We start from the raw sequence: 24409 nt of genomic DNA, 5'->3' as shown, positions 1-24409 counted from the left end.
TCACTCTCCCTTCATGAACTTGCGGTATTCGCTGCGCCGAACGCCATCAGTAAATTCGTATCTATAGAATCTGCTGCGGTCACAAAGATATTCAGCAAATTTGGCACAAGCCTCAGCGACTCGCTGCTCTGCCGTTGCGAGTTGGTCGTGTGAATTGCGGATATTCTTGATCCAATCGACGTAATTCCCTGTTCCCGGCATACGTGCTGCCATCTTCAGAGAATCGGAAAGCTGTTGCTCAAGCTTGATGCTGCGCTTCAACCGTTCGATTTCTTCCTGTGCAGCGACAAGTTGTTCTCCGCACTGCGTCAGGTTCAGCATGATTAGTTTGTTTTCTTCCTGCGCCGCAACGAGTTGGGCACGTAACTCCTCGTTATTTGCATCAAGCTGATTCATTAAATTAAGCCTGCGATCGGATTCTGTAGACTTATCAGCGAGTTGGGTGTGTAGCTCCGCAATGACCGATGCGTCAGTACCAACAAGCTCTTGAAGTCGCTCAATCTCTTCCTGCGCGGCGGCGAGTTGTGTTTCTACCGTCTTTAGCGCAGACCAAATGTTTTCCTTAGTCTCTTTCAGTACGGCAACCTCTTCCTCCAGCGGCTTAGTTGCCTTTGCCACGGCTGCGGCTACTTGGTCGGAGGTGAATACTGGAAAGGCTTCGCTGCCGTCATCGCCTTCTTTATTGCTTCGTGTTACTTCAAAGCCTTCGTCGTATTCAATATCCCCACGCCCTGAGTAATATTGACCAGCCCAAAAGCGTAGGTGAGCAACCGGCTCCCCGGCTTCCTTCAGCAATTCCGCCTTGTAGGCGGCGATTGCTGCTTCATCGCGGATCACAGCCTTCCCGTTGATTTCATCCGCAATCTTCTGCGCGGCATCAACATTCCAGTCTCCGCAACCCAGCCACTCACGGGCTTTCACGCCTGCTACATAAAGCTCAACGCTTACGTTAGTCGTCTTGACCTCGGCAAGCGCAAGGATTTGCTCTCTGCTAATGTTCATGCTGCCTCCTTCAGTCTTTCCAGTTCTGTGGCGATCCGTACCGTGTCGAGAATGTCCTGCGCCTGATCGAGCGTGAGCTTCAGCGCTTCCCGTTTGCAGGAGTCGATTGATTTCTTGGCTGCCTCGATGTCCGACTCGAAGAGCGGCGAGGCATATTCAAGCTTCTTTGCCAGTCGTTCGATTCCGGATGTGTCAGCTGACAGGCCGTGTCTCTGATTGGCGAGCTTGTGAAAATCGACGATCCCTTCCATAGCCGGCGCCATTTCGTACCACTCGCCGCGCATGCACTCGTTGAATACGGCCTTGCCCTGGATCACGTCGACCGTGCCGTCGCTCTCGATCTGGTGCAGGATGCGATCGAGCGGGTAATAGACGGCGGTGATCTTCCAGGGGCAGCACGCGAGGCGCAGATTTCCGGTCGTGCGGATGCGGCGCTTGCAGGTTTTGCGGCTCATTTTGAACCGCCTTCCAATTTGATCTTGATGCACGCGGCAAGGCCGCCTTTGTCGCCGTAGCAATCCTTCCATGCCGGCGTCTGTGTCGGCGCGTTGTCCAAGCGGTAATCGACGACCTCGCCGAACATGCGGTGCTTCTTGCCGTAGCCAAGGCTCAGAACGACGCGACGCCCGATGCGGCAGGTCCGGGAATTCCATCGAGGGCCTTCTTGGCGGAATTCCCACTCTTTGTCGCCGCGCGCGAACTGTTCGAAATACTCGCGTTTCAGCGGGATAAATAGCGGCTTCTCGTTGCTCACGCTGCACCGCCTTTCGCGCTGGCGATGGCGGCTTCTGCTTGGTTGATTGCTGGCATCAATTCAAGGCCGTACTGACCGGCCGAATCAACGGCTTTCATGTCGCGCAACATGACCTCCAGCGCCGCCAGCAGATCGTCGCGCTGCTTCTTGAGCCTGTCGATGATCTCAACCGGCATCGAATCTTCTTCGATCAGATCGTGGCGCACGGGCGGGAGCATGTTGTCGTTCCAGTTTCCTGCGTGCCACATATCCAGGATCTCAATTCCGCGGCTGACGGTCAGCTCACCCGCCTGCATGGCTCGGAGCATTTCGCGCATTTCGCGGAAGTCGGGGCGCTGCACGATCAGCTCGGCAGCCATAGCAATGGCGAAGCCAAGCTCTTTGGGTTCCGGCTGCTCGATGGTGTCATCACCACGGCGCCAGGCGTTGTAGCGGCGCAGGTAGGCCGCGCACTCGGCTGGGCTGGACGGAAGGAGGTGCGCATCGCTGCCGTCGAATTGTTTGTCAAAGCTCATGCTCTTTCCTCAATGCTCAGTGAAACGGTGACGCCCAGCGCCGCGCATTCAGCAGCGGCAGCCTTGAGCGATTCGATTGCGGCCTGTCTCACCTGGTCGAACAGGTCGGGCGTCGCACTGCGTTGGGTATTCGTGGCCAGCTCGGCTTTACGCTTGGCCGGCCGGGGTTTGATGCGCTGCCAGTCCTTCAGCTCCTCTAGCGCTTCGAGGGGAGCCGTGCCGGCCTTGACCGCGCGGCGCAGGCAATCCGGCCAGAGGCCGTGCTGCATGCTGACCGGATTCGTTAAAGGGCGTCGGCAGGCCTGGCAGCGCACTATCAGGACTCCTTGCTGAACGTGCTGACAACTTCGATGGGGAGGTACATGTCGCTGGCGCTAGTACCGGCTTCGCGGCGAATCCAGAGCGCGGCAGGTACCGACTCGTGGCTGTTGCGTTCGGTGAAGCGCCGGCAGTTCTTCGCGCTCGGGCACTTGCTTCCTTCGCAGGTGGTAAAGGTCGAGCTCATGACAACTCCCCGCGCAGCGCCTTAACAAGGTAGGGATCAACGTCGGGCTGGCGCAGCAGCCATGCCTTGTAGTCGATGGGAATGTTGGCGATTGCCTCTCCCTTGTGTTTGCCGAAGGTCATCACTGTTGGGATGCGGGCCTTTTCGCTGAAAAGCCACACGTCCTCCCAGGTGGTTTCCTGCGTTGCCCCCATCTTGTCGAGGACAACATCAAGAATGATCCGGCAGTTCTTCACGTCATCCAGCGCGGCGTGCGCGTTCTTGAGCTTGTCGCGGGCAGTGGCGCGCCGGAACAGGTAGATCATGGCCGACTGGCTGTGGCTGTCTGCCTCAGGGAACAGGTGGCGGCACAGCGCCAGGGTGCAGATGCGCTTGACTGGTGGCTCGCCGATCACCTTCCAGTCGTAGTCGACGTTGTGGCCGATGATGTACTCGATGCCGTTCGGCAACCGGAATTCTGAGGACGGCGGGCAATCGTCCAGATCCTCGTCGAGGATGTGGTGGGTGGCCAGCGCGCCGAGCTCGATGCGCTTGCTCGGCTTGAAACGCTGGCAATACTCGGATGTGATTCCAAGCGAGAACGGGTTGAGGATCGACAGGAACGCGGCCTCGATAACTTCGGGCTCGTTGATGCCGGTTGTTTCGGTGTCGAAAATGATGGCGGTCATGCCGCGCGTTCCTTGAACTCGACGGCTCGAATCTGCTTACGGGTGGCGACACCGACAGGAACCAGGGCGAAGACTTCGCCGCGCCCGGTGGCCTTCGCTGCGGACTTCGCGCGGGCGACGGCGCTCTCAGCCTTCATCAGCTTGGCCGGCTTGCGCTTCGGGGCGCAGACCAAATAACCGCGAGCGGCATCCTTCACGTCGACCGCTTCTTCGCCGGCCATCAGTTGCTCATTGAGTGCGTCGATCTGGATGCGGGCATGGCCGAGGTCAGACTGCAGCGTAGAAATGGCGCGCGATACCGATCCGACGCCATCCTCACCAACCATCTTCATCATGGTTCGTTCCCACAACATAACATCGTCGCGGTGGCTGTTTCGGTCAGCAATCAGCTTTTCGATCTCGCGATTGCGCTGGCCGATCTCTTCTTCGAGCGCTTCGATGCGCTGGTTCTTCTCGCCCAGATATTCGAGCATGCGGGTAGCGTCGAGCTCGAGTTCACTGATCCGGTTGCGCAGCTCGGAAACCTCCTGGCTTGCCGTGGTTGCAACAACCTTCGCCGCGTTGCAGCACTCCTTGTCGATCGGCATCTTCGGTTCAGTTGTCCGGTTTTTCCGGATAACTGCCATCTGTTCTTGAAATGACTTGTCGACCAGCTTGTATTCCTTTGCCGGCATGCCGTTGTCCATCTTCTTGGTGGGCGAGGTGCGATGCTCTACGCCGGTCATTTGCTTGAGCGCAAGTCCGACATGCGCCGGGCTGCGCCACTTGCCCTTGTCGGCCAGTTCGCTAGCAGTCATCCAGTCTTTAGCGACGGACAGGATTTCGATAATTTTCTCTTGCATGATCAAGCAGCCTCGCCAAACAGTTGCTGAACAGTTTCGACTTGCGGCTCGATCAGCGACATCTCGACTTCTTGCTGGATCATTTCGCACAGCCGCCCCAGTTCGGTAGGTTCCGGGTGGGCGATGACGCGGAACGAAACCGTTACCGTGCCGCCGTCCTGGCAGTCAAAGCGGAAGTTGTCGACCTGGCATTCCAGCATGGTGATGTCCTGCGCACCGCTGACGCCGTAGTGAATGATGGTGTTGTATCCGGCGAAGTCTTTGCCCCACTTGATGGCGCCCATTTCGGGAAACTTCAGGGCGGGAAGATGGCCGGGTTCGTCGATCAGATCGCCTTGAGTTTCGCCCTTCTTGTAGAGCGCCGACTTCAAAGACGGATCGAATTCGGACAAGACATCATTCGAAACCTTCACCTCAAATTTCAAATCCACAGCCATCTTGCGATCCTGGCCGTGGATTTCCGCGCGGGGATTCACGCTTGCGAGTTTTGCTTTTTGATGGGCAAGAGAAAACATTCGATTGGCTCCTTGTGGTGGTATTGGGTGGCCCCTACTGACGCGGGGTCAGGGTAGGAAGGGTTGCGCTTTCGGGGCCGAAACTTGGTTACTGCGCCTTGAACTCAGCCAGGCGGCGCTTGACGATGTGACTAAGTTCGTCGCGCTGGGTGGCGTTACCGACGTGCTGGATCAGGTCACAGGCGGCGTCGAAGTCATCTTTGTTCTCGGCTTTCTCCAGTGCGCTGGCGACTTCGGCGTAGTACATTGCTCCGCTTCCTTGCTCGACCTGGCGCAGTGCGGCGTCGTCCGGATCGATGACTTCACCGGTCGCGGTATCAACACCGTGAGCAGCGGCCTTTAGTTGCTGCAGGCGTGCCGTGTAAGCGGCGCCAGCCTTTGCCTTATCGTCGCCGGACAGCGCCTTGGCTTGCTCGGCAGCGGACAGCAGTTCGTCCGGCGTATTCGCGGCATTGAGGCCTGCGATTACTTGCTCAAGCGTGATGGAGCCCTTCTTCTTGCTGGCGCCAAGGTGGGATTTCAAGGCTTCGGTACGGGTGTTGCTCGGAGTAATCGGATCGCCGACCACTTCGGCATTGCCCATGTCGCGTAGCGGCAGCACTTCGAGTTCGTCATCGGAATAGACACCTAGGATTGCGCCCGGGGTATGGGCGCGCGCCCAGTTCTTGACCTGCAGATAACCGAGTTGCTGCTTCGGATTTGTCTTCCACAGCGGAGAGTTCTTGGTCGTTACGCTGGCGGCAGACAGGAATTCGTTCCAGGTGATTTCCTTCTCGCCCTTGATCACAGCGCCGACTCGGCAAGCCACGTTCGCGCCTTCGCCTTGGTATTCGTAGTGAAAGCGTCCAACGATGGCGCCGCAAGCCTGAACCACGGCATTTACCAGCTGCGCCTCGTATCCCAGCGTGCCATTGACGACGTGGGTCTTCTGCGCGACGGCGAATGGGTTCATTCCCCATTGCGCAGCCTGCATTACGACGGCCAGGCAGTCACCAGTCTTACCGGCCAGGTGGGCCGGAACGGTAACTTTTGCAGTCGCCATGATCTCGGCCAGCGACTGCATGGCACGGACCTTTTCAAAGTCCATCAGCAAACCTTGGCTTCCGAAATCTTGTTGCGGTACAAGTGCGCTGCTGGTTTCCTCGTGCAGCACTGCGACGTTATGTTGGTTCATGGTGTGAATCCTCATTTCAGGGTGAAGGTGCGGCCAGGTTCGCCACGGGTGGTGAAGGTGCGCTTTGCATCTTCGATAAACAGGGAGCGTTCGGCCGGATTGGCGCCGGGGCAGAGGTGGCCGACGAAGGCATCAAGATCGAACGTCGTGCGGCCCTTGCGGTTGCCCCATGTGGCGAGCTTCTTTCCGTCCGGACCAAGCAGCGTGTCGGCGTGGCCCATGAAGCGCTTGATCGCGATGGCGTTTTCTTCGGCGATCTGTTCAATCTGCGCCATGGTTGCCTTGCATTCGCGGAGCATCTGGATGCGGCGTATGGCTTCATCGTCCGCCTCGATCTCTTCCTTCTGCTTGGCCTGCGGATAGAGCAGCGCTACGTCGTCCTCGCTGCGCGGCTCTGGCGCTACATCCTTGGCGACGTGGGTATCCCACCATTCCTGAGCGCGGGAGAAGATTTCTTCTTCAAGATCGATGTCGCGCACCATGTGATAGATCGGTAATGCGCTATCGCCTGATCCTGAACCGACCAGCGCGGCCAAGTCCCAGCGCCGGCAACCGGTAAGCCCCATGTAGGTAGTGGTCTGAATCAGATAGCCGGTCGGCACTTGATCGGTTCCGGGCTCGCCCCATTCGCCAGAGGTGCGATAGACGAAAGAATCAACGGTCTTGGCTTCAAGGCCGCGATCAGTTCGAATTTCGCCCTTGTGGGCGGCGATCTTCGCGCCGGCCGGGATGACCAGGCGGTCGACGTGGCCGATGATGTTCTTGTACTTCGGATGGCGCAGCATCGGGTTGAAGCGCTGTACCCTGAAACCAGTCACGCGCTCGTATTCCTTAGCAACAAATTCTTCGTTGTGCTGGCCGAAGCGCAGGCGCATTGATTCGGAGTCGTCCGCCAGGCGTCCGGTCTTCTTCAGATACATCTCGACCGGTGAGCAGTACGGGCTGTAGCCGAGAACTGCGGCGATGTCGGATGCACCGAGGCCGGTCATACGCTCGGCCAAAAACATTGCGCGATCAGGTGCGTTCATTGCGTCACCTGTTCAACGTTGGTGATGGCATAGGAACCGCAGCCTTCGAAGTCGGAAGCAAAGCGAGCAGCGGCGGCAGCCTCGTCCTTCGTGTTCGCTTGGACGCGGATTTGATGGCTGTCGCCAATAGTCGGAGCGCAGGCGATGGCTTTTAAGGTAGCAATCCAGATCATGCCGCCCTCCGTGCTGCCTGTTCTTCAACGGCGATTTCGCGCAGGTACTCGTCGAACCAGGCGCAGCAGTTGGACTCAACAACGGCGCCGATGGCGTTCTTGGTTTCTTCACTGAGAACTTCGGTTACGTCCGTTCCGCCGATGTAGATGGTGTCGACATCACCGGCCGTGTCGAACTCAACCTCGAAGTCGACCCCGTGCATTTGAATGGTGCGTTGCATGTCAGGCTCCGGTTGCCTTGGCGATGGCGGCGCGGGCCTGTTCAACGATTGCGGACTTCAGGCATACGCTTTCGTCTGTAATCGCAATAAGAGCATCCAGCAACTCAGGCGCGGCGGCGATCAGTCTGGCGTCTTCGATACGATTTCCGATGTTTGCCGGACATTCGGCTATCAAGTAGCCCCCGTCCTTCATCGGGCCGTGCACTACGTTGCTGATTGCTTCCCACGGCCCAGGTGTGTGCTTGGTATCCATCACGCAATACCCAAGAAACCGATGCACAGAATAAAGAAGAGGAAGGCCAGGAAAATCCAGCCAACAACTTCCATGAAGCTCGGCACCATCTCGAGCTCATCAACGGAAAACGGAATATTCGGGAACGGGTCTTTGCGTTCGAATTTGTCGGCTGCGCGTTGCATGGTGAATCTCCCCTGATTCAACGCAGCGCCGGTTTCACTCTCCGGCTTCCGCCTGCACTGGCTGTCGCTTGTCGCCCTGTGGGCTGGCCGCCGGTGCTTGGCGTCGGTTTGGTTGCTGCGTTGATTAATTATTAGACATGTCGAAATAAAAGTAAACAACTATTTTCGGTTAGTCGAAATATGTGGGCGAAATAAAACCGCCTTTCGGCGGTCGTTTATTTGTCATGGATTTATCAGAATCCTGTTTTGGCTAGGTACTGCTGAAGTTCTCCGGTGCTGATCTGGCGCTTGATATCGTCGGTTGACGATCCGCCATCGCCATCGGGCCCCTGTGAATTGAAGGTGATTGCAATCCCTGTTGGTGGCGATGCTGCGCAAATACTTAAAGGACTGCCCGAGCCGATAGTAGAGGTGATTTGAGTTCCCCATGGATCATAAAATATTCCGGTTGGGGTGGTGACGTTGTAGCAACGATTGGGCGAGCCTGGAAAGGAATTCCCGGTTGTCGCTGCAACCGTAGCCCCCAGCATCGCGTCAAATGTTGCGTTCAATACCGCTCGCGCATCCTTCACGGTTCCGTTCTTGGTCAGTTGATCAAGCAAGTCATTCGGCGTCAGCGCAAGCAATAGGTCGTCGAAATCATTCGTCCCGCCTGCTATTTGGTCACGACGAACGAATGCGCCGTCATCGTCGGTGTTCGCCTGTTCGTCGGCACTGGTTGGCATGGCGATTCTCGTGCCTGACGGCGTGAAAGCACCAAGCCCGTTTTTGCCGTGGGAAACGATTACAACGACAGCTGCACATGGGTTGTAATTTCCAAGTGGGCAGAAGTTTGTTTGGTTGCCCGCTGGAGCAAGACCGACAGTTGTCGGCGTGCCAGAATGCACCGTGATGTAGCCGCGCATGCCTGCCGGCATTTGCACGCCTCCGGGCGCGGTAGGCGCTGTCGCCGATACGACGACTTGATAGGTATAGCGGTTGAAGTAGCCATCAGACGCGATGTCCTCATTCAGTCCCAGCGAAACGAATGGGACAATTCCGGTAACAACAACAGCCGGTGAGGTACCGACGGAAGCAGCGCCAGTACATACCCCGGGATTTGACGCCTCGACGCCATATCCAACAGATCCTGGCGCGAGCGTTCGAACTGCAGGGCAGGGAAGACGGCCGTTACGGGATATGAAGTTGGTCAGCGCCTGCTGAATAATTTCATGATTCTTCCGCGTGGTAGATAGCCTGACCGTTTCATATTGGGTTGTCAGGGCGGAAACGCCGACAGTGAGGACCAGGGACATGATGACGAAAACAATCGTCATCTCGACCAGAGAAAAACCCCCTGACAGGCGCCGCGTCTGCATCAGTAATCCTCACTTTTCCAAGCCTTCAGAACACGCCCAAAAACCTCGAAGTCCATGCCCGGCCGGATGGTCCAACTTTCGTAGGCCTTGTTTTCGGATATCGCCCTGATGCCTTCACCCGGTATGCGCTGAAGGCGCTTGATGAATCCTTCACCATCAACCCTGAAAAAGTAGATTCCATCGAAGTCGACTGTTTTAACTCCGGTATCAACAATAAGCGGGTCTCCCGGTTCGAACATTGGGCGCATCGAATCCCCGAACCCTGTAACGAGGCATAGGTTCGATGCTCCAGAATGGCTTTTCACGTTTTTTTGAAGCCATTCATGCGACACGCGCCAACTCTGAATAACGCCAGGCTGATCCCGTAACAGCACACCAACTCCCATTGATCCGCCTGTATTGAATTGGCGAATTTCTATGTCATCACTTGCTGGCTTTGAGTATGCCAGCGATATGACTTCCGGGGTATCTGGCGAAAGTGATATGGAGTGCTCATTGGCACCCGCTTCGTCTATTCGGTTCGATCTGCGTTCGCGTGGACCAATACCGTGCTGAAGCCATAAAACCTCAACCCCCAGCGCATACGCAATTGTCGGAAGCTGCGGCGAATCCTTGATGGTGCCGTTTTCTAACTCAGTGAGTGTGGACGCCGACTTGAGCCCTGCCGCGCGGCGAAGATCGGATTTTTTCCAGCCTAGCCTATCCCTTGCATCGATCAGGCGGTCACGTAGCGTAATCAGTTCTTTTTGCATGTTCGAATAGTCGCACTCTTGCATTTCGAAAGGGCGAAGCCTATTATTTCGACTAGTCGAAACGAAAGGCATTGGTATGGATTGGAAACAACTTGTTGCAGACATCAAGTCAGCAGGCATGACGCAAGAGCAAATCGCCTCCGAAATCGGCGTTTCTGTTGGGTCGCTCTCCGAATTGATCAACGGAAAAATCGGCGAGCCAAAATGGTCGCGCGGCGATGCGTTGATTGCGCTTCATCAACGGGTTTTCCAGCAGAAAGCCGCCTGATGCCATTGATATCTCCCCTCTGCGGCCACGTCGCCGCGCTTGGCCCCGGAATCCAACAGGAAACCGGGGCGTCTTTTTGAGGTAACCAGCCATGGCCCGCCCCAAAACCGAGTACCTGAACGAAATGAAGACCAGGGTTCCCGATCCTGTATTCGAAGGCGTCAAAGCCTTCCAGGAAGAGAACGGGTTTGATTCTGAGTCACGTGCCATTTCGAAGCTCCTTGAGATTGCCCTGTTCGGGACAGTTGGAACTTTGCCGACTGATCATCTCCAAAGCAGCCCCGGAGTGTCCCAATCTGGGCCATTAATTCGCGCATGAAAAAGTCCAAGCAAATCATGGAAGTAGCGCTTTCAACCCCGGAAGCGGCTGACCTCACAAGCAAGGCCGCACAAGCCGGGATGCCGACTGCTGAATTCCTTGGAATTCAAGTACTGGCGGGCGCTTACGGCAGTCAGCACCCCGAAGTTAAGGCGTTTCAGAAACGGGTCAGATTGGGAATTAATGGCCCAGAAACTCAGAAGCCACAGGAGGACGTGCAATGAGCGCGGCCGATATCGACGAACTGATCATGGCCGCGCTGTGCGTGTCGCCGTTTGTTGCGGTGATTGGATTGGCGGTCTGGGCGTTGGTGGCGGATAGGAAGGCGGTCAATGAATGAGCTGGCTCTACCTGCCCTCCACGGTATCGAGCTCTTTTCCGGGGTCGGAATGCTTGGTGAAGGACTGCGAGCCGGGCTCGACTATCTGGGCATCCCGTATCGCGCCGTTTGCCACGTTGAGCGGGAAGCTCACGCAGCCAGCGTCTTGGTTGCGCGCATAGAAGAAGGCTCCGTGGATGCAGCTCCTATCTGGTCCGACGTTACCACCTTCAATGCTCGACAGTGGCGTGGAAAAGTGGATTGCGTCGTTGCCGGATTCCCGTGCCAAGACCTATCTGTTGCCGGCCGGCGCGCAGGACTCGATGGCGACCGCTCCGGGCTTTTCTTCGAGGTCGTCCGCATTGCCGACGATTGCGGTGCGTGGCTCCTCGTTCTGGAGAACGTCGCAGGCATCGTTTCTGCCACCGCCTCCGTTATGGACCCGGAAGAAGGCGAGCTCGACGAACGTGCGGCCTCCCGAGTCTTGGGAGAACTGGCCGACCGCGGGTGGAATGCGGAATGGCTCACTCTTTCAGCGTCCGACGTGGGCGCCAGCCATGGACGCGCTCGATGGTTCTGCGTCGCGTGGCGAGAACTGGCCGACACCGGACACGATCGACATGGGCGGAGCGCCGAGGGCGTCACAGAACGGGACGAAGCATTCCGTATCACTGCACCACAAGATTTCAATGTGGCTGACTCCTCACGGCATGTCTGGGATGGAGCAGGAGACGGGCAAAGCTCGGGCCGGCGGGGAATTTGCGAAGCAGGTAACGCAGTGGCCGACCCCGACAGCTCAGGACAGCGAGCAGGCGGGCGGTGCTGGAACGATTCAGAGAGGAATGCGCGGGCACTCGCTGAACAGCGCGGCGATGCTGGCGTCGGCCTATTCGCCCCTGGCCCATCCGATCCGCGATGGTCTGCAATCATCGACCGACACCCCGAACTCGCGCCGGCACTTGAACCCACTTTTCGGCGCCTGGTTAATGGGCTGGCCTTTGACATGGGTGATAGCCGAGCCGCACGCCTCAAATGCGTGGGCAACGGAGTCGTGGCGCTCTGCGCTGCGGTCGCATCTGTCGTCCTTCTTCAACGAGCCGGGATTGCGTAGGAAAGCAGCATGAACTACTACGAACACCACCTCGGCGACTACGCCAAGGACACCGCGCACCTCTCAATGATCGAGCACGGCGCGTACCGCATTTTGCTGGATGCCTATTACACCCGCGAGGTTCCACTTCCTACGGATCGCCGTGCTTGCTACAAGCTGGCCAGGGCACAGAGCAAAGAAGAACGCGCCGCGGTCGATTACGTTATCGAAGAGTTCTTCATCGTTCAGGAAACAGGTATTCACCACGCCCGTTGCGATGCTGAAATTTTCCGATTCAAGGACAAGCAAGCGAAGGCAAAACGCAGCGCGGAGGCACGCTGGAATAAACAGCAACCGCAAAGCGAAGGCAATGCGAACGCATCTACGTACGCAATGCGAACGCATAGCGAAGGCAGTGCACCGCGCGCCCGTTCCAGTAGCCAGTCGCCAGTAGCCAGTAACCAGTCTACAAACCCTACTACCCAAAGCGTGTCGTGTACTCAACCGGTGAACGGCACGCGAAAAGGCGAGGTCTGCGGACTTCTTCGCAAAGCCGGAATGGCTGATGCCGCTCCGCATTACCTGCCAGACGACGTGTGGGAGCAAATCCTCGGCAAGCGAACGAACGAGGAAATCGTCGAGCTCGCTCTGGCGAAGATGGCCGCAAGGCCGAACCAGCGAACCGGGCTGAAGTACATCGCACCGGCACTGCTAGAAGACCCGATGCCGATCTCTGCAGCACCCCAGCGCCGAACCATCCACGACGAACGCGAGGCCGTATCGATGGCCTTGACCGGAAGGAAGCCAAGCCATGAACAACCGATTGCCAACGCAGAACCACGCGACATCACCGGGGAGTCTGTCCGTGTTGCCTGAGTTCTGGATCGAGAAGATTTTTTCGAAGTTCGAAGCCCGCTACGGTTCGATGTTCCATGACCGGTGGAAAGGCTGCGATCTGGCCAACGTCAAGGCGACATGGGCGGAAGAGCTAGCCCCGTTCGCCCAGCGTCCGGAGGCCATCGGCCATGCGCTGAAGGTGCTGGCGGTTGCCAAGTTTCCGCCGACCCTGCCCGAGTTCATCGAGGCTTGTCGGAATGCGCCCGAGGCGTATCAGCAGGCGCTGACCTACGTTCCAACGGCCGACGACCGCGAACGCGCCAAGGCGATGGCCAGCCATGCAGCGAAGTCGATCACCGGGAAAGCCGATGATTTCGACCCGCTGCTGTGGGCCAAGAAGCCGAAATCGCAGAAGGCCATGGATGCCGTGATCAGCGGTGCAAGTCGCTCCGACAAGCTGGCGGAAATTCTCGCCGATCTGCGGACGAACGGAATCTGCAACGCAGCCGGAAAGCTGCTCAAGCGCTACAAGGGCCAAGGCCAGTGGGTGACGGTATGAACTCGATCAAGTTCGGCAAGCTGACCATCTGCCTGGTGACCGTCTTAGGCCGGAAAACCTACGAGCTTTGGCACGACGACAAGCCCGATGCCCTTGGCCGCTTCGACAGCTTCAGCGAGGCGCGTGACGCCGCAAAGCGCGAAGAGAACCGCATGAACAGCGGGGATGGTAACGACTGATGGGACAACCGATCACCCTGACGCTGCCTTACCCGATCAGCGCGAACCGCTACTGGCGGACGTACATGCCGAAGGGCTTCAAGGCACCGGTCACCGTACCGAGCGCAGAGGCCAAGGCCTACAAGGCGCAGGTTTGCGGACTGGCAAAAATCGCTGGTGTCGGCAAGCCCATCGCAGGCCGTGTCGCTGTCGAAATCCGGCTTTACCCGAACCGTCCTCAGGACTGGCAGAAGCGCGTGAAGCGTGACCCGATGGCATGGGATGACACCGTTCAATGCCTCGACCTGGACAACGCGAACAAGGTGCTTTTCGACGCGCTCAAGGGCGTGGCTATCGACGACGACAAGTGGGTCCGTCGCATCGTCAGCGAGCGCATGGAGCCGGATGGTGAAGCTCGTGTCGAGATCACGATCACGCCGATTGAACCAGAAGTTAGGCAAGGGGGATTGCTGTGAGCCTGACACCGAAGCAGGAGAAGTTCGCGCAGGAGGTCGCTAGCGGAAAGAGCCAGGCGGATGCGTACCGTGCAGCGTTTGACTGCGCCCGGAGCAAACCGGAAACGATTCAATCGCATGCGTCGCGCTTGATGGCAGATGGCAAGGTTTCGGCAAGGGTGAAAGAGTTGCGCGAAATGATTGTCGACCGCTTAGCCATCAACAATGAGCGCATCCTTCGCGAAATTGCGCGGCTTGCATTGTTCGATCCTCGCAGCCTGTTCAATGACGACGGCACGCCGAAGCCGATCGCCGAACTGGACGACGATACGGCGGCGGCAATCGCTGGCCTCGAGGTGCTAGAGGAATTCGAAGGGTCCGGGAAAGAGCGCGTGTTTGTTGGCTACACGAAGAAGTACAAGATTGCCGACAAGAACGCCGCCCTTGAGAAGCTGTGTAAGCACCTCGGATTGTACGCACCGCAGAAGATCGAGCACTCCGGTGGCGTTGTCATCACTGCCTCGCCGCTGGACGAGAACATATGAAGATTCGCCCCTGGGTGAGCCCACAAGACCAGATGTGCAGCATCGGACGACATTCGTGGAGCGTGCCGCGCCTGTTTGAGCTTTCGCGCGAATTGCCGGTCATGGACGTGCCGCTCAATCACATGCACCTGTATTACACCTACGAAAAGCTCACGATTCGCGAGTTAGTGATGCACATGAAGGCCGTTCAGGATGCCGACCTTGATTGTCCGATCATCCTCGATGAAGACGGCGAGATTATGGACGGTCGTCATCGCCTCATGAAAGCGATGCTGACAGGCGCCGAGACAATCAAGGCGGTGCGGTTTGATGAAAATCCGTCTCCATGCCGGGTGAGCGACTGATGGCATTCAGACTGCACGCAAGGCAGGAAGAGGCCCAGAAGGTTCTGGCCGGCGATGCGACGCACATCATGCTGTTCGGTGGCAGCCGAAGCGGCAAGACATTCTTGCTGGTCCGCAACGTCGTTCTGCGGGCGCTCAAGGCGCCGAACTCACGTCACGCGATTTTGCGCTTCCGGTTTAATGCAATCAAGTCGTCTGTCGTGATGGACACCTTCCCGAAGGTGATGCAGATCGCGTTCCCTGGCGTCACGTACTCGCTGTCGAAAACCGATTGGTTCGTCAAGCTTCCAAACGGGTCAGAAATCTGGTTTGCCGGCCTGGACGACAAGGAACGTACCGAGAAGATTCTTGGCATGGAGTTCGCCACGATCTACCTGAACGAGTGCAGCCAGATTCCTTGGGCATCGGTCGGTATTGCAATCACGCGCCTTGCGCAAAAGGCCATGCAGGTCATTCAGAACCGCCAAGACAAGCCTCTGAAACCGCGCGTTTATTACGACTGCAACCCGCCTAGCAAGGCGCACTGGTCATATCGCGTGTTCATTGAGAAACGTGATCCGGATACGAAAATTCCGTTTGCCAACCAGGGCGATTACGCAGCATTCCAGATCAACCCAAAGGACAACGCAGAGAACTTGAGTGAAGGCTATCTGGAAACGTTGAATGGGCTTGGAGCAAGGTTGCGCCGTCGCTTTCTTGAAGGAAATTTTGCTGACGCTACGCCGAACGCTCTATTCCCTGAGGATGTGATTGATCGTTGGCGCGTTACTGATGGTGTGCTGCCTGACATGGTGCGCATCGTGGTCGGCGTCGATCCGTCAGGTTCTGGTGATGATGACAACGCGGACAATGACGCCATCGGCATTGTGGTTGGCGGATTGGGCACGGATGGCAATGCCTACCTGCTGGAAGATTGCACTGTGAAGGCGGGGCCGGCTACATGGGGAAAGGTCGCAACCTCTGCGTATGAACGGCACGATGCCGATGTGGTGGTCGGAGAGACGAACTACGGCGGGGCGATGGTCAAGCACGTCATCCAGACCGCAAGGCCGCGCACACCGTACAAGCAGGTGACGGCAACGCGCGGCAAGGTTGTTCGCGCCGAGCCCTTCAGCGCCCTATACGAGCAGGGAAAGGTTCGCCATGCCGGGCAGTTCCCTGATCTCGAAGACGAGCTGGCCGCCTTCACCACGAACGGTTACAGCCTTGGCGGATCGCCAAATCGTGCTGACGCCTTGGTGTGGGTGCTGACCGAGCTATTTCCCGGACTGGTCAAAAAGCAGGAAGAGAAGAAGCCGGCGACGGTCAATCGCGTTGTAAATCGCGGTTCTGGCGGATGGATGGGCGGCTGATGCTGGCGCATATCGACGTGATGCTGACGCGGTGGGCTAGGTGGTCAATCCGCAGCGAATCGAAGTCTGTCGGCTTTCCGAACAAGTCGCCAATGTTCCGCGATACACCTTCATCCGGCGTGTATGGATCGTCCGAGCCATTCAGCCTGAACCATTGCGACTTTGACGACGTTACCAAGGCCATTGAGGCTTTGCCGATCCTGCTCAAGCATTGCGTGATCGAGTATTACCTGCGGAATGGTGGCGCAGATGCAGTCGCCGGTCGGCTTGGGATCAAGAGGTCCGTGATGTTCAAGTACATCCACAGCGCCCATGAAATGATCGATGCATTCCTATGTATCAATACTGTTTGACTATCGATAGAATCGTGACTATAGTTCGAGCAAATCGATAGTATCCAGTCAATGCGCCCGGAGGCCACAAGTCTACCGGGCGTTTTTGCGTTCACGGGGCCGAAAAGTGGCGAGCACAGCAGACAAGAAAATCATTGAAGAGGCGATTAAACGCTTCAATGCCTGCGAAGAGGCTGAGTCTCGCCTGCGCGAACAGGCTCTTTCCGACCTGAAGTTTTCGCTCGGCGACCAGTGGCCGGATGAAATTCGCCGCGCCCGCGAAAACGATGTGAATGGCGCTCGCCCATGCTTGACTGTCGACAAGCTTGGGCAGTACGTTCGCCAGGTGGTGAATGATTCCCGCCAAAACAAGCCGAGCATTAAAGTTCGCCCGGTCGATTCCGGCGCTGATCCGGAAGTTGCTGACGTGATGCAGGGCGTCGTCCGCCACATTGAGGACAACAGCCGCGCCGACATTGCCTATGACTCGGCTATCGAATTCGCTGTGCGCGCTGGCTTCGGCTACATCCGCGTGGTGACCGATTACGCCGACGATGAATCATTCGATGTCGACGCGTTCATCAAGATGGTGCGCAATCCGTTTTCCGCCTACCTGGACAAGGACGCCCAGGAACTTGATGGCTCGGATTCGAGATATGGCTTCTTCTTCGATGACATGCCGCGCGATGCCTTTGAGGCAGAACATCCGGGCGCTGATGCATGCTCGTTCGATACCTCTGCCACGACCATGCACAACTCGTGGATCAAGGAAGACACGGTTCGCGTTTGCGAATACTTCCGCGTCGAGCATGACGAGAAGAATCACGTTCAGATCGAAACCGGAGAGGTGTTCAGTGAGGATGCGTATTGGGAGAGGTTCCAGGCCGCAGAGATTCGACCGGAGATCAAGAATCAGCGGATGATCAAGCGCCGCAAGGTGATGTGGTACAAGCTGACGGCGAATGAAATCCTTGATCGTCGCGAATTCCCGTCTCGCTTCATCCCGATTGTCCCGGTTTATGGTCACATCATCGATGTGGCCGGAGAGAAGCGAATCACCGGTCTGATCCACCCCGCGATCGACGGCCAGCGCATGTACAACTACAGCGTGTCGGCCTACGTCGAACGTGTGGCGCTGATGCCGAAAGCGCCGTTTGTTGCTGCCGAAGGCCAGTTGGAAGGCCACGAAAGCGAATGGGCGCAGGCCAATACGGCGAACATCCCGGTTCTGCAGTACAAGCCGGTTGATCTGGAAGGCAACGTATTGCCAGCGCCGCAGCGCCAGCCTGCCGCAGACGTGCCTTCTGGGTGGCTACAAGCCATGCAGGCAACCGAGCATGACATTCAATCAGCGCTCGGCATGTACAACGCCGCTGTAGGCGCTCCATCTAACGAGAAGTCAGGCCGGGCGATCATGGCCAGGCAGCGCGAGGCTGACAATTCGACATTCCATTTCATTGACAACCTGTCCCGGTCAATTCGGCACGTCGGCCGCATTCTTGTCGACATGATCCCGCGCATCTACGACACGCAGCGGATCGTCCGCATCATCGGTGAGGATGGTTCGGTTGAGAGTGCAGAGTTCAACCCTGATCTGTCCGCACCGATGGTTGAACGCCGCGATGCTTCCGGCAACGTGGTCAGCAAGGTCTATAACCCGACGCTCGGAAAATACGACGTGGCGATCACTGTGGGCCCGGCCTACACCACGAAACGCCAGGAAGCAGCCGACTTCATGACGCAGATCGCGCAGAGCAATCCGCAATTGCTGCCACTTATCGGAGACCTGATGTTCAAGGCGATGGACATGCCGTTTGCCGAGGAAATCGCAGAACGCATGCGTTCCATGCTGCCGCCAGAGATCAAGCAGCATGAAGAACAGGAAGGGCAGCAACAGCAAATACCGCCGCAGGTTCAGCAAGCCATGCAGATGGCTGGCCAGCAGATTGAGCAGCTTCAGCAAGCGCTCGGACAGGCGCAGCAGGCACTTGCAGCCGCCGAGGGAGACAACCAGACCGAACAGGCAAAGCTGCAGATCGAGGCGCGTAAACAGTCGGTCGAAGAGTACCGCGCAGAAACCGAGCGCATGAAGGTTCAGATCGAAGCCATGCAGCAGGAACACCAGGCCGAGCAGCCGGCAGGCGACAGCCAGAGTGATGCGCAGGAGTCCGCGATGCTGCAGGCGCTGATGCAGCGCGTCGAGCAGATCGCGCAAGCCATTGCGCAGCCCACACAGCAGCCCGTTCAGGTATTCGTCGATGGCGGCCAGAAGCCAGTCGTCAAGCGCAGCCGCGCCGTGAAGCAGGAAGACGGTTCATGGGCAATGGAAAGTTTCGAAGAACCCCTTGAATCAGAGATCGTGCAATGACACCTCATGAACAAGTCGGCGAGCTGGCAAAGACCGCGCCTCCTGTCGCCGTCACATCGATGACACTGGCCGGTTATTCAATGAATGACTGGGTTTTGACCCTGACGGCGATTTACACGTTGTTGCAGATTTTCATCGTTGTGCGTCGATTCCTTGTTTCGCGCCGTACGACTGACGCGATTCAAGAGAGCGACCCGCCGTGCGCTCGCGATTGTGAAGCGGCGAGGCGAAAGCAATGACATCGCTTCTGCAAATTCAGGTCGAGTTCACGCGCCTTGTGCCGCGCCTTGTCGACAAGGCTTTCGCGCTTGGCTTCGATGCCACGCTGGGCGATGCCTACCGAGATCCGCGCGTGCATGGAGCGCTCGGCGTGAAAATGGGCTACGGACATCCGAAAAGCGCTCACAAGCAGCGCCTTGCCATCGACATCAACCTTTTTCGCGACGGCAAATTTATGGAAGGGACAGAGGCGCATCGCGAACTCGGCGAGTGGTGGGAGCAACAGCACCCATTGGCACGCTGGGGCGGGCGCTTCAACGATGGAAACCACTACAGCTTCGAATACCAGGGAGTGAAGTAATGGCCGCATTCATGACCACGCTTGCCGTTGAGATGCTTGACGATCAAACGTGGAAACTTGCGCATCCGCTGGTCTATCAGTCTGATATCGCCGGGCTGATTACGGTACCCGATGGATTCGTGACTGACTTTGCATCGGTTCCGCGCATACCAATTGCCTACACCCTGGCCGGTGATACGGCTCATGCCGCCGCAGTGGTTCACGACTATTTGTATGGAAATCCGTCTGTGAAACGGCGTGTTGCTGATGCCGTATTCAAGGAAGCCATGGCCGTTTCCGGCGTTCCCTGGTGGCGCCGTCAGCTGATGTGGTCTGCTGTTCGCGTTTTTGGCGGATTTGTTCGAAGCGCGGGAGACAGGAAATGAACGAGTGGATTGTGCAGGATCGCAAAACGGGTGCTGTGGTTCATGTTTATCCAGCGGATGAGCCGACGGATTTTGCAGAGTACCCGTTTGCGCAATACAACCATGTTCTGAAAAAGCCTGACGAAGCGCCGGCCTCGGCGCGCGAAATATCCGGCGTGTCGTTTTTGCGCCGATTCACCCAAGATGAGCGCATTGCCATTCGTGAGGCCGCTAAAGCATCAGCCAAGCTGGATGACTATCTCAAATTGCTTGACGCTACTATCGCCCAGGGTGGTGTCGTCGATCTCGACGATCAAGATAACGCTGATGCCCTGGCGCTTCTGGAGTCTGTAGGGCTGATTGCAAATGGCCGTGCCGCCGAGGTGCTTGCCTAATGGCAAAAGTCTATTCGTGTGTGGTCTGGGGCGGGCTGACTGGGCATTCAGTCACAATTGCCGCAGCAACCGACCTCGTTACGAAGACTGATCATGGATTGCGCAACGGCAAGGGTGTGCAATTCACGTCTGGAACGTTGCCGACCGTTGCCGGTGCCGCGCTTGCTCTCAACACAACGTATTACGCGAAATGGATCAGCAGCAGCACCTTTGAGTTGTATTACGACAGTGCGCTGACAAGCAAGATTGATTTCACCTCTGCCGGCGCCGGCCTGATCCTGAAGTCCGCCATCTGGCAGGGGCTATCAACGGCGCAGAAAGCACGTTACGGCACGGCCGGCGCTGAACGTGCTTATGCGTCAAAGTCCGCGGCAAATTCGGTGCGCAGCACGAATTCAATACCCGGTGATGAAGATGTAATTGAGTTCATCGAAGCGTTTGATGATTTTGTCACTGCGGCGATGAACCTGTCGTATGGCTTGGCCGACACGACCCTTTGGACGTCGACGATGGACGGCGTTCGTACAGAAGCATTTCACGGCGGATTTCCCGGCCTTGGCTACACACTGACGACAACCGGAGCCGGCTGCTGGTACCACGGCGGCAACAACATCACGGTTGATGGACTTGAGTTCTGCAGAAACAACGCAACTTCGAGCGCTACTTTCTGCATAGCGCCGTCTGGCTCTAATTCATTTGTCGACAAATGCATCGTGAGGCAAACCGGCGCAGGGGGTAGCCAGGGTATTAACGTAGGCGGACCTTGCTCAATCAGAAACTGCGTCGTCATAGGCTTTTCTGGGAATTACGGCGGCATTTACTGGAACGGCAATAGCGGCTCGACCGTTGCGCACTGTCTTGTAGCGAAGTGTGGCGTCGGATTTACTGGGTCTGCTAGCTGCTCTGCATCTGTTTATAACAATGTGGCGGTAGGTAATACGCTCAACTGGGGGGCATCGCCAACATACACGTCGAACCGCTTCCGTGGAAACATCGGGCAAACCACAGACAAGATCGCAATCACTGTTTCTGTCGGCACAACGACGATGACGTGCGCAAGCGCCCCGCCGGTAGCTATAAACCAGCCGGTCATGTTCGATACTACCGGGACGCTTCCCACAGTCGGCGGAACGCCACTTGACCCGGCAAAGGTCTATTACGTCCGGTCGATCACAGGAAACAACATCACGATCGCCACGGCATACAACGGCGCGGCATTGACCTTTAGCGGTGCGGGAACGGGTTCCCACGCGCTGCGCCTTGTGTGGGCAACATACGAACCGGTAACGGCCTGGATCGATATGTCCGATCCAACGCTGGTGTTCAAGGACTACGCCAATAACGATTTCCGCCCAGCTGGAACCGGAGAAACGCCAGCTGCACAAGCCAAGATGGTGGATTACTCAATTGTCACGGCGCTGGTCGCTCTGTCGTCAGATATCGCCGACGCCGAGCGCCCGAACTACAACAACGGCGGCGCTGAGTATAAAGATGCTGGACCGTTCGAATATGACCGTGGTTACGGCTCAAGACCAGCCAGCGCAACGATCAGCCTGACAAACATCATCGCTGACTCTCGCGTCCTGATCACAAAAGCCAGCGATGGAACCATGCTTTACAACGATGTGCCGGGAACATCCCTGAGCTTCAACACAACGCACATTGGAGATTTCAATGTCGTGGTGCGAAAAGCCACTGCCTCTCCGTTCTATCGCGAATTCCAAGCCTCTGGAACGACTGTCGTCAACCAGACGACAACTATCAAATGCCTGCAACAACTTGACGAGTAATCGCTATGGCCATCAACGCATCTGACTTTACAATCGACTCTTCGGGCAATATTCGCCAAGCGACCGCGTTTGTTCCAGGAACGCATAGTCGCTACACCACGCTCGAGCTCCATGCGTGGCTGCAGGACTTGGCTGACAACTCCGCACCTGCTGGCGACGACCTTGTGTCCATCCTAGGCGGTAATCCATCGGAACTAGCCGGTAAGCGGAATGCCAGCCGCCCGATGGCGCTCACCCTGTTGCCGAACTTCAACATCAACGACGCAACGATGCAGTGGTTCAAGTTCGGGTCTATCGAGCAGAACAGCGGAGACGACCTGTACACTGGCCTCAAGGTGCTCGGTTCTCTGGTCGCATCAAGTCCGATCTACATTACGCAATCGAACGCGAAGATCACGAAATACTGGCAGGATGCGGACGCCGCGAACTTCCAGATTTTGGTTAAGGCGAAATCAGGCGGTGCGCTGATCGACTCCGGAAACATTGTCGTTTTCTCGCGCAAGTACGGCCAGACCTATAGCCATTTCGATGTGAATCTTGCGGCAGGCGGCGAACAGTCAGCGGCGCTGTCAACTGAACTTGACGGTAACGTCGACACGGCTACGATGACCCCTGCCGTCTGCGCGGGGTATTTCTCGACAGCCATCGGTGGAACGGCGGCGCCGGGTACTCAGAAAATCACGCTGGCCTACGGCGATACCACGCAAGACCTCGGCGGCGGTCAGGGGTCGCTGCTGCACAAAGGCACGATTACGCTCGATGGTTCGATCACGCTGGCCCAAGCCTATCAGGCGCTGATGTGGGCATGCTCGGAATCGTCCGGCATCACATTCAATACAACCCCGGGCTGGCGTTACCGAGTCCTTCCCGGGCAGTCATATGCCGAAAATCAGAAAGCTCCGTTCGGCTCGTTTGCCGGCGGCAAGTGGTTCGTCGCACAGGGCTGGTGGCTGACCGGCGTACAGGCCGCTGACTCCAAGAACTACCAGCTGATCTCACACACTGGCGTCACCGAAACGCCTCCGACTTCCGTTGCAATTCAGGTCTCCGGCGTCGTTGCTGGCGACTATGTATTGGTTGCACGTGACAACGGTTCCGGCGGATTCGCCAACGATACGACGCTGGCTTCCTCGGCTACAGCCGGTGCAACCTCCATCACGCTGACGGCGGCCCCGGCCGATACGCCCGTGGCGCCAGGCTCGCAGGCTTGCTATATCCGTATCAACGGCAACCGCCACACCTACACGTCGCGTTCTGGCAACACGATCAACGGCTTGTCACCAGCTGTTCCGGCAGGAGGCTACGCGTCCGGATTACCGGTGTTCATTCCATTCATTGACGCTGTGGCTGCTGGCACGTCGATCCAATCGGCAAACTTTCAATTCGGATCGAACTTCACGGCCCGCTATCGTGTTCGAAATGGCGGCGTATCGCCTATTGTGCCCTTCGAATCAACACTTTCCGTTACCAGTAACGGCGGCAGCGGTACGGCAGTACGAGGCTCTGACCAGTAAGGAGTTGGCATGGCCCTTACGTTCAACACTGCGACTTACACCATTGAAAGTACGGCTAGCATCATCGATTTGCCGTCTTTTCATGCTGAGTTGCGGGATTGGGAAGACTCAGAACAGGGAGCAATTCACCCGGTTACACATACATGGAAGGCGCTCAACTTGGGTGGCGGCGGATTCTTTTATCAAGCTGACCTGCTCGCGCCGTGGGTACTGAAGTTCCCGAACGCCGGAAATTACACGATCAATGGCAACCTGAATGCAACCATTGTTCCGGTTTCCGGAGTGTATGTGGAGAGAAAAACCAGCGCGGCCTACATTACAACGTCTATTGGTGGTAGTGGCCCGTCTGCTGCGGACATCGCTGCCGCTTTGCTGGCTGCGCTGAACGCGACGACGATTCCCGTGGATGCCAAGAAAATGAACGGGGCTACGGTAATAGGCGACGGATCGGTAAGTGATCCATGGAGAGGCGTTGGTGTTCCGGTCTAGCTCCTTCTCTCGGGGTTCATTCAACGTCAAATCATGGCGTTTTGATGGACATATCGAGAAGCCGAAAGATAACGGCTGGCTTGGTGGCGGATCAGGAATTTTTGACCACTTCCAGAGCGCTGAAGACAAGCGACTGGAGCGAGAACGACTCGGCATTATCCCCGCCGAGGTCAAGCGCCTTGTCGAGGTCGTTGCGCGGATCGAGGCGCGGGATGTGTCTGAGCCATATCAGGCAGAGCAGCGCGCAATCGAAGCCCTGGCGCATGAACTGGAACAGGAAAACATTGCCTGGCACGAAGCCTACGCCGATGCCGTGCGCGAAGCATTCCGGCAGATTGTCGACGCCGAGTTGCGCGACATGCTGCGCCGATGGAACGAACAACAGGACGAAGAGCAGGCAATATTGCTGATGCTCTCGGAGATGTGA

General features: G+C 57.2%; 38 protein-coding genes. 21 read left to right on the top strand and 17 right to left on the bottom strand.

Translation table 11 applies throughout. The features are described 5' to 3' along the window. The 17 genes from AB6Q56_RS14630 to AB6Q56_RS14550 all read right to left on the bottom strand — a co-directional run bounded on the left by AB6Q56_RS14630 (position 1) and on the right by AB6Q56_RS14550 (position 9924). Entirely contained in the window at positions 1-1002 is a 1002-nt protein-coding gene (locus AB6Q56_RS14630) for a hypothetical protein (RefSeq protein WP_434513818.1), read from the bottom strand. After that, positions 999-1457, bottom strand: a complete 459-nt coding sequence (locus tag AB6Q56_RS14625) for a hypothetical protein (RefSeq protein ID WP_434513817.1) — start codon at positions 1455-1457, stop codon at positions 999-1001. The genes AB6Q56_RS14630 and AB6Q56_RS14625 overlap by 4 nt, the downstream gene beginning before the upstream one ends. Further along, a complete protein-coding gene (locus AB6Q56_RS14620) occupies positions 1454-1756 on the bottom strand; it encodes a hypothetical protein (RefSeq protein ID WP_434513816.1) in 303 nt (100 codons plus the stop codon). The genes AB6Q56_RS14625 and AB6Q56_RS14620 overlap by 4 nt, the downstream gene beginning before the upstream one ends. Further along, complete coding sequence (locus tag AB6Q56_RS14615) at positions 1753-2271, bottom strand: hypothetical protein (RefSeq protein WP_434513815.1); 519 nt, start codon at positions 2269-2271, stop codon at positions 1753-1755. Before AB6Q56_RS14615 ends, AB6Q56_RS14620 begins: the two co-directional genes overlap by 4 nt. Beyond that, on the bottom strand, positions 2268-2540 hold the full coding sequence (locus AB6Q56_RS14610; protein WP_434517193.1) for a hypothetical protein: 273 nt from the start codon (positions 2538-2540) through the stop codon (positions 2268-2270). The genes AB6Q56_RS14615 and AB6Q56_RS14610 overlap by 4 nt, the downstream gene beginning before the upstream one ends. A 47-nt stretch (positions 2541-2587) precedes the next feature. Further along, positions 2588-2776 carry a hypothetical protein gene (locus AB6Q56_RS14605; protein WP_434513814.1) on the bottom strand — a complete coding sequence of 63 codons (189 nt, stop codon included), beginning with the start codon at positions 2774-2776 and terminating at the stop codon, positions 2588-2590. Beyond that, a complete protein-coding gene (locus AB6Q56_RS14600) occupies positions 2773-3444 on the bottom strand; it encodes a 3'-5' exonuclease (protein WP_434513813.1) in 672 nt (223 codons plus the stop codon). The genes AB6Q56_RS14605 and AB6Q56_RS14600 overlap by 4 nt, the downstream gene beginning before the upstream one ends. After that, positions 3441-4286 (bottom strand): hypothetical protein, encoded by an 846-nt coding sequence (locus tag AB6Q56_RS14595; RefSeq protein WP_434513812.1) that lies wholly within the window; start codon positions 4284-4286, stop codon positions 3441-3443. The genes AB6Q56_RS14600 and AB6Q56_RS14595 overlap by 4 nt, the downstream gene beginning before the upstream one ends. Before the next feature lie 2 nt (positions 4287-4288). Beyond that, positions 4289-4801, bottom strand: coding sequence for a hypothetical protein (locus AB6Q56_RS14590; RefSeq protein ID WP_434513811.1), 513 nt, complete (start codon positions 4799-4801; stop codon positions 4289-4291). Positions 4802-4889: 88 nt separating this feature from the next. Beyond that, on the bottom strand, positions 4890-5975 hold the full coding sequence (locus AB6Q56_RS14585; RefSeq protein ID WP_434513810.1) for a RecT family recombinase: 1086 nt from the start codon (positions 5973-5975) through the stop codon (positions 4890-4892). An 11-nt stretch (positions 5976-5986) separates the two neighbouring features. After that, positions 5987-7003, bottom strand: a complete 1017-nt coding sequence (locus tag AB6Q56_RS14580) for a YqaJ viral recombinase family protein (RefSeq protein ID WP_434513809.1) — start codon at positions 7001-7003, stop codon at positions 5987-5989. Continuing rightward, positions 7000-7176 (bottom strand): hypothetical protein, encoded by a 177-nt coding sequence (locus AB6Q56_RS14575; RefSeq protein ID WP_434513808.1) that lies wholly within the window; start codon positions 7174-7176, stop codon positions 7000-7002. The genes AB6Q56_RS14580 and AB6Q56_RS14575 overlap by 4 nt, the downstream gene beginning before the upstream one ends. Beyond that, on the bottom strand, positions 7173-7397 hold the full coding sequence (locus AB6Q56_RS14570; RefSeq protein ID WP_434513807.1) for a hypothetical protein: 225 nt from the start codon (positions 7395-7397) through the stop codon (positions 7173-7175). Before AB6Q56_RS14570 ends, AB6Q56_RS14575 begins: the two co-directional genes overlap by 4 nt. A 1-nt stretch (position 7398) precedes the next feature. Then, positions 7399-7650 (bottom strand): hypothetical protein, encoded by a 252-nt coding sequence (locus AB6Q56_RS14565; RefSeq protein ID WP_434513806.1) that lies wholly within the window; start codon positions 7648-7650, stop codon positions 7399-7401. After that, on the bottom strand, positions 7650-7814 hold the full coding sequence (locus AB6Q56_RS14560) for a hypothetical protein (RefSeq protein ID WP_434513805.1): 165 nt from the start codon (positions 7812-7814) through the stop codon (positions 7650-7652). The genes AB6Q56_RS14565 and AB6Q56_RS14560 overlap by 1 nt, the downstream gene beginning before the upstream one ends. A 233-nt stretch (positions 7815-8047) precedes the next feature. Continuing rightward, a complete protein-coding gene (locus tag AB6Q56_RS14555) occupies positions 8048-9172 on the bottom strand; it encodes a type II secretion system protein (protein WP_434513804.1) in 1125 nt (374 codons plus the stop codon). Continuing rightward, positions 9172-9924 (bottom strand): S24 family peptidase, encoded by a 753-nt coding sequence (locus tag AB6Q56_RS14550; protein WP_434513803.1) that lies wholly within the window; start codon positions 9922-9924, stop codon positions 9172-9174. The genes AB6Q56_RS14555 and AB6Q56_RS14550 overlap by 1 nt, the downstream gene beginning before the upstream one ends. A gap of 76 nt (positions 9925-10000) precedes the next feature. Between AB6Q56_RS14550 and AB6Q56_RS14545 the strand changes: the two genes are divergently transcribed. From AB6Q56_RS14545 to AB6Q56_RS14445, 21 genes are all read left to right on the top strand, one after another. After that, positions 10001-10192 (top strand): helix-turn-helix domain-containing protein, encoded by a 192-nt coding sequence (locus tag AB6Q56_RS14545; RefSeq protein WP_434513802.1) that lies wholly within the window; start codon positions 10001-10003, stop codon positions 10190-10192. Between the two features lie 91 nt (positions 10193-10283). Further along, on the top strand, positions 10284-10511 hold the full coding sequence (locus AB6Q56_RS14540; protein ID WP_434513801.1) for a hypothetical protein: 228 nt from the start codon (positions 10284-10286) through the stop codon (positions 10509-10511). Then, positions 10508-10735 carry a hypothetical protein gene (locus AB6Q56_RS14535; RefSeq protein ID WP_434513800.1) on the top strand — a complete coding sequence of 76 codons (228 nt, stop codon included), beginning with the start codon at positions 10508-10510 and terminating at the stop codon, positions 10733-10735. The genes AB6Q56_RS14540 and AB6Q56_RS14535 overlap by 4 nt, the downstream gene beginning before the upstream one ends. A 108-nt stretch (positions 10736-10843) precedes the next feature. After that, positions 10844-11941 (top strand): DNA cytosine methyltransferase, encoded by a 1098-nt coding sequence (locus AB6Q56_RS14530; RefSeq protein WP_434513799.1) that lies wholly within the window; start codon positions 10844-10846, stop codon positions 11939-11941. Positions 11942-11950: 9 nt separating this feature from the next. Beyond that, the gene (locus AB6Q56_RS14525; protein ID WP_434513798.1) at positions 11951-12796 is read left to right on the top strand and encodes a YdaU family protein; all 846 of its coding nucleotides are present in this window, start codon (positions 11951-11953) and stop codon (positions 12794-12796) included. After that, the gene (locus AB6Q56_RS14520; protein ID WP_434513797.1) at positions 12786-13316 is read left to right on the top strand and encodes a hypothetical protein; all 531 of its coding nucleotides are present in this window, start codon (positions 12786-12788) and stop codon (positions 13314-13316) included. Before AB6Q56_RS14525 ends, AB6Q56_RS14520 begins: the two co-directional genes overlap by 11 nt. Beyond that, positions 13313-13495, top strand: a complete 183-nt coding sequence (locus AB6Q56_RS14515; protein ID WP_434513796.1) for a hypothetical protein — start codon at positions 13313-13315, stop codon at positions 13493-13495. Before AB6Q56_RS14520 ends, AB6Q56_RS14515 begins: the two co-directional genes overlap by 4 nt. Then, entirely contained in the window at positions 13495-13950 is a 456-nt protein-coding gene (locus tag AB6Q56_RS14510) for a RusA family crossover junction endodeoxyribonuclease (RefSeq protein ID WP_434513795.1), read from the top strand. Before AB6Q56_RS14515 ends, AB6Q56_RS14510 begins: the two co-directional genes overlap by 1 nt. Continuing rightward, entirely contained in the window at positions 13947-14474 is a 528-nt protein-coding gene (locus tag AB6Q56_RS14505) for a terminase small subunit (RefSeq protein WP_434513794.1), read from the top strand. The genes AB6Q56_RS14510 and AB6Q56_RS14505 overlap by 4 nt, the downstream gene beginning before the upstream one ends. Next, the gene (locus tag AB6Q56_RS14500) at positions 14471-14818 is read left to right on the top strand and encodes a hypothetical protein (RefSeq protein ID WP_434513793.1); all 348 of its coding nucleotides are present in this window, start codon (positions 14471-14473) and stop codon (positions 14816-14818) included. Before AB6Q56_RS14505 ends, AB6Q56_RS14500 begins: the two co-directional genes overlap by 4 nt. Further along, positions 14818-16170, top strand: a complete 1353-nt coding sequence (locus tag AB6Q56_RS14495) for a phage terminase large subunit (protein ID WP_434513792.1) — start codon at positions 14818-14820, stop codon at positions 16168-16170. Before AB6Q56_RS14500 ends, AB6Q56_RS14495 begins: the two co-directional genes overlap by 1 nt. Further along, positions 16170-16523 (top strand): hypothetical protein, encoded by a 354-nt coding sequence (locus tag AB6Q56_RS14490; protein ID WP_434513791.1) that lies wholly within the window; start codon positions 16170-16172, stop codon positions 16521-16523. Before AB6Q56_RS14495 ends, AB6Q56_RS14490 begins: the two co-directional genes overlap by 1 nt. A gap of 106 nt (positions 16524-16629) precedes the next feature. After that, on the top strand, positions 16630-18870 hold the full coding sequence (locus AB6Q56_RS14485) for a portal protein (RefSeq protein ID WP_434513790.1): 2241 nt from the start codon (positions 16630-16632) through the stop codon (positions 18868-18870). Continuing rightward, entirely contained in the window at positions 18867-19109 is a 243-nt protein-coding gene (locus AB6Q56_RS14480; protein ID WP_434513789.1) for a hypothetical protein, read from the top strand. The genes AB6Q56_RS14485 and AB6Q56_RS14480 overlap by 4 nt, the downstream gene beginning before the upstream one ends. Then, positions 19106-19450: a hypothetical protein gene (locus AB6Q56_RS14475; protein ID WP_434513788.1), complete on the top strand. Its 345-nt coding sequence runs from the start codon at positions 19106-19108 to the stop codon at positions 19448-19450. Before AB6Q56_RS14480 ends, AB6Q56_RS14475 begins: the two co-directional genes overlap by 4 nt. Further along, positions 19450-19815, top strand: coding sequence for a DUF1353 domain-containing protein (locus AB6Q56_RS14470; protein ID WP_434513787.1), 366 nt, complete (start codon positions 19450-19452; stop codon positions 19813-19815). Before AB6Q56_RS14475 ends, AB6Q56_RS14470 begins: the two co-directional genes overlap by 1 nt. Then, a complete protein-coding gene (locus AB6Q56_RS14465) occupies positions 19812-20189 on the top strand; it encodes a hypothetical protein (RefSeq protein WP_434513786.1) in 378 nt (125 codons plus the stop codon). The genes AB6Q56_RS14470 and AB6Q56_RS14465 overlap by 4 nt, the downstream gene beginning before the upstream one ends. Beyond that, complete coding sequence (locus AB6Q56_RS14460; RefSeq protein ID WP_434513785.1) at positions 20189-21979, top strand: hypothetical protein; 1791 nt, start codon at positions 20189-20191, stop codon at positions 21977-21979. The genes AB6Q56_RS14465 and AB6Q56_RS14460 overlap by 1 nt, the downstream gene beginning before the upstream one ends. 5 nt (positions 21980-21984) lie before the next feature. Continuing rightward, positions 21985-23493, top strand: a complete 1509-nt coding sequence (locus AB6Q56_RS14455; protein ID WP_434513784.1) for a hypothetical protein — start codon at positions 21985-21987, stop codon at positions 23491-23493. Between the two features lie 9 nt (positions 23494-23502). Further along, positions 23503-23982 (top strand): hypothetical protein, encoded by a 480-nt coding sequence (locus AB6Q56_RS14450; protein WP_434513783.1) that lies wholly within the window; start codon positions 23503-23505, stop codon positions 23980-23982. Continuing rightward, positions 23948-24409 (top strand): hypothetical protein, encoded by a 462-nt coding sequence (locus tag AB6Q56_RS14445; protein WP_434513782.1) that lies wholly within the window; start codon positions 23948-23950, stop codon positions 24407-24409. The genes AB6Q56_RS14450 and AB6Q56_RS14445 overlap by 35 nt, the downstream gene beginning before the upstream one ends.

Origin of the sequence: Dechloromonas sp. ARDL1 (assembly GCF_051122455.1) — a bacterium.
Taxonomy (GTDB): Bacteria; Pseudomonadota; Gammaproteobacteria; order Burkholderiales; family Rhodocyclaceae; genus Azonexus.
This window is presented reverse-complemented; position numbering and strand designations above follow the sequence as displayed.

Coding starts and splice junctions, on each gene's coding strand:
- AB6Q56_RS14630 (WP_434513818.1), bottom strand. CDS start 1,002: ATGAACATTAGCAGAGAGCAAATCCTTGCGCTTGCCGAGGTCAAGACG.
- AB6Q56_RS14625 (WP_434513817.1), bottom strand. CDS start 1,457: ATGAGCCGCAAAACCTGCAAGCGCCGCATCCGCACGACCGGAAATCTG.
- AB6Q56_RS14615 (WP_434513815.1), bottom strand. CDS start 2,271: ATGAGCTTTGACAAACAATTCGACGGCAGCGATGCGCACCTCCTTCCG.
- AB6Q56_RS14610 (WP_434517193.1), bottom strand. CDS start 2,540: ATGCAGCACGGCCTCTGGCCGGATTGCCTGCGCCGCGCGGTCAAGGCC.
- AB6Q56_RS14605 (WP_434513814.1), bottom strand. CDS start 2,776: ATGAGCTCGACCTTTACCACCTGCGAAGGAAGCAAGTGCCCGAGCGCG.
- AB6Q56_RS14600 (WP_434513813.1), bottom strand. CDS start 3,444: ATGACCGCCATCATTTTCGACACCGAAACAACCGGCATCAACGAGCCC.
- AB6Q56_RS14595 (WP_434513812.1), bottom strand. CDS start 4,286: ATGCAAGAGAAAATTATCGAAATCCTGTCCGTCGCTAAAGACTGGATG.
- AB6Q56_RS14590 (WP_434513811.1), bottom strand. CDS start 4,801: ATGTTTTCTCTTGCCCATCAAAAAGCAAAACTCGCAAGCGTGAATCCC.
- AB6Q56_RS14585 (WP_434513810.1), bottom strand. CDS start 5,975: ATGAACCAACATAACGTCGCAGTGCTGCACGAGGAAACCAGCAGCGCA.
- AB6Q56_RS14580 (WP_434513809.1), bottom strand. CDS start 7,003: ATGAACGCACCTGATCGCGCAATGTTTTTGGCCGAGCGTATGACCGGC.
- AB6Q56_RS14575 (WP_434513808.1), bottom strand. CDS start 7,176: ATGATCTGGATTGCTACCTTAAAAGCCATCGCCTGCGCTCCGACTATT.
- AB6Q56_RS14570 (WP_434513807.1), bottom strand. CDS start 7,397: ATGCAACGCACCATTCAAATGCACGGGGTCGACTTCGAGGTTGAGTTC.
- AB6Q56_RS14565 (WP_434513806.1), bottom strand. CDS start 7,650: ATGGATACCAAGCACACACCTGGGCCGTGGGAAGCAATCAGCAACGTA.
- AB6Q56_RS14560 (WP_434513805.1), bottom strand. CDS start 7,814: ATGCAACGCGCAGCCGACAAATTCGAACGCAAAGACCCGTTCCCGAAT.
- AB6Q56_RS14555 (WP_434513804.1), bottom strand. CDS start 9,172: ATGCAGACGCGGCGCCTGTCAGGGGGTTTTTCTCTGGTCGAGATGACG.
- AB6Q56_RS14550 (WP_434513803.1), bottom strand. CDS start 9,924: ATGCAAAAAGAACTGATTACGCTACGTGACCGCCTGATCGATGCAAGG.
- AB6Q56_RS14545 (WP_434513802.1), top strand. CDS start 10,001: ATGGATTGGAAACAACTTGTTGCAGACATCAAGTCAGCAGGCATGACG.
- AB6Q56_RS14540 (WP_434513801.1), top strand. CDS start 10,284: ATGGCCCGCCCCAAAACCGAGTACCTGAACGAAATGAAGACCAGGGTT.
- AB6Q56_RS14535 (WP_434513800.1), top strand. CDS start 10,508: ATGAAAAAGTCCAAGCAAATCATGGAAGTAGCGCTTTCAACCCCGGAA.
- AB6Q56_RS14530 (WP_434513799.1), top strand. CDS start 10,844: ATGAATGAGCTGGCTCTACCTGCCCTCCACGGTATCGAGCTCTTTTCC.
- AB6Q56_RS14525 (WP_434513798.1), top strand. CDS start 11,951: ATGAACTACTACGAACACCACCTCGGCGACTACGCCAAGGACACCGCG.
- AB6Q56_RS14515 (WP_434513796.1), top strand. CDS start 13,313: ATGAACTCGATCAAGTTCGGCAAGCTGACCATCTGCCTGGTGACCGTC.
- AB6Q56_RS14510 (WP_434513795.1), top strand. CDS start 13,495: ATGGGACAACCGATCACCCTGACGCTGCCTTACCCGATCAGCGCGAAC.
- AB6Q56_RS14500 (WP_434513793.1), top strand. CDS start 14,471: ATGAAGATTCGCCCCTGGGTGAGCCCACAAGACCAGATGTGCAGCATC.
- AB6Q56_RS14495 (WP_434513792.1), top strand. CDS start 14,818: ATGGCATTCAGACTGCACGCAAGGCAGGAAGAGGCCCAGAAGGTTCTG.
- AB6Q56_RS14490 (WP_434513791.1), top strand. CDS start 16,170: ATGCTGGCGCATATCGACGTGATGCTGACGCGGTGGGCTAGGTGGTCA.
- AB6Q56_RS14480 (WP_434513789.1), top strand. CDS start 18,867: ATGACACCTCATGAACAAGTCGGCGAGCTGGCAAAGACCGCGCCTCCT.
- AB6Q56_RS14475 (WP_434513788.1), top strand. CDS start 19,106: ATGACATCGCTTCTGCAAATTCAGGTCGAGTTCACGCGCCTTGTGCCG.
- AB6Q56_RS14470 (WP_434513787.1), top strand. CDS start 19,450: ATGGCCGCATTCATGACCACGCTTGCCGTTGAGATGCTTGACGATCAA.
- AB6Q56_RS14465 (WP_434513786.1), top strand. CDS start 19,812: ATGAACGAGTGGATTGTGCAGGATCGCAAAACGGGTGCTGTGGTTCAT.
- AB6Q56_RS14460 (WP_434513785.1), top strand. CDS start 20,189: ATGGCAAAAGTCTATTCGTGTGTGGTCTGGGGCGGGCTGACTGGGCAT.
- AB6Q56_RS14455 (WP_434513784.1), top strand. CDS start 21,985: ATGGCCATCAACGCATCTGACTTTACAATCGACTCTTCGGGCAATATT.
- AB6Q56_RS14450 (WP_434513783.1), top strand. CDS start 23,503: ATGGCCCTTACGTTCAACACTGCGACTTACACCATTGAAAGTACGGCT.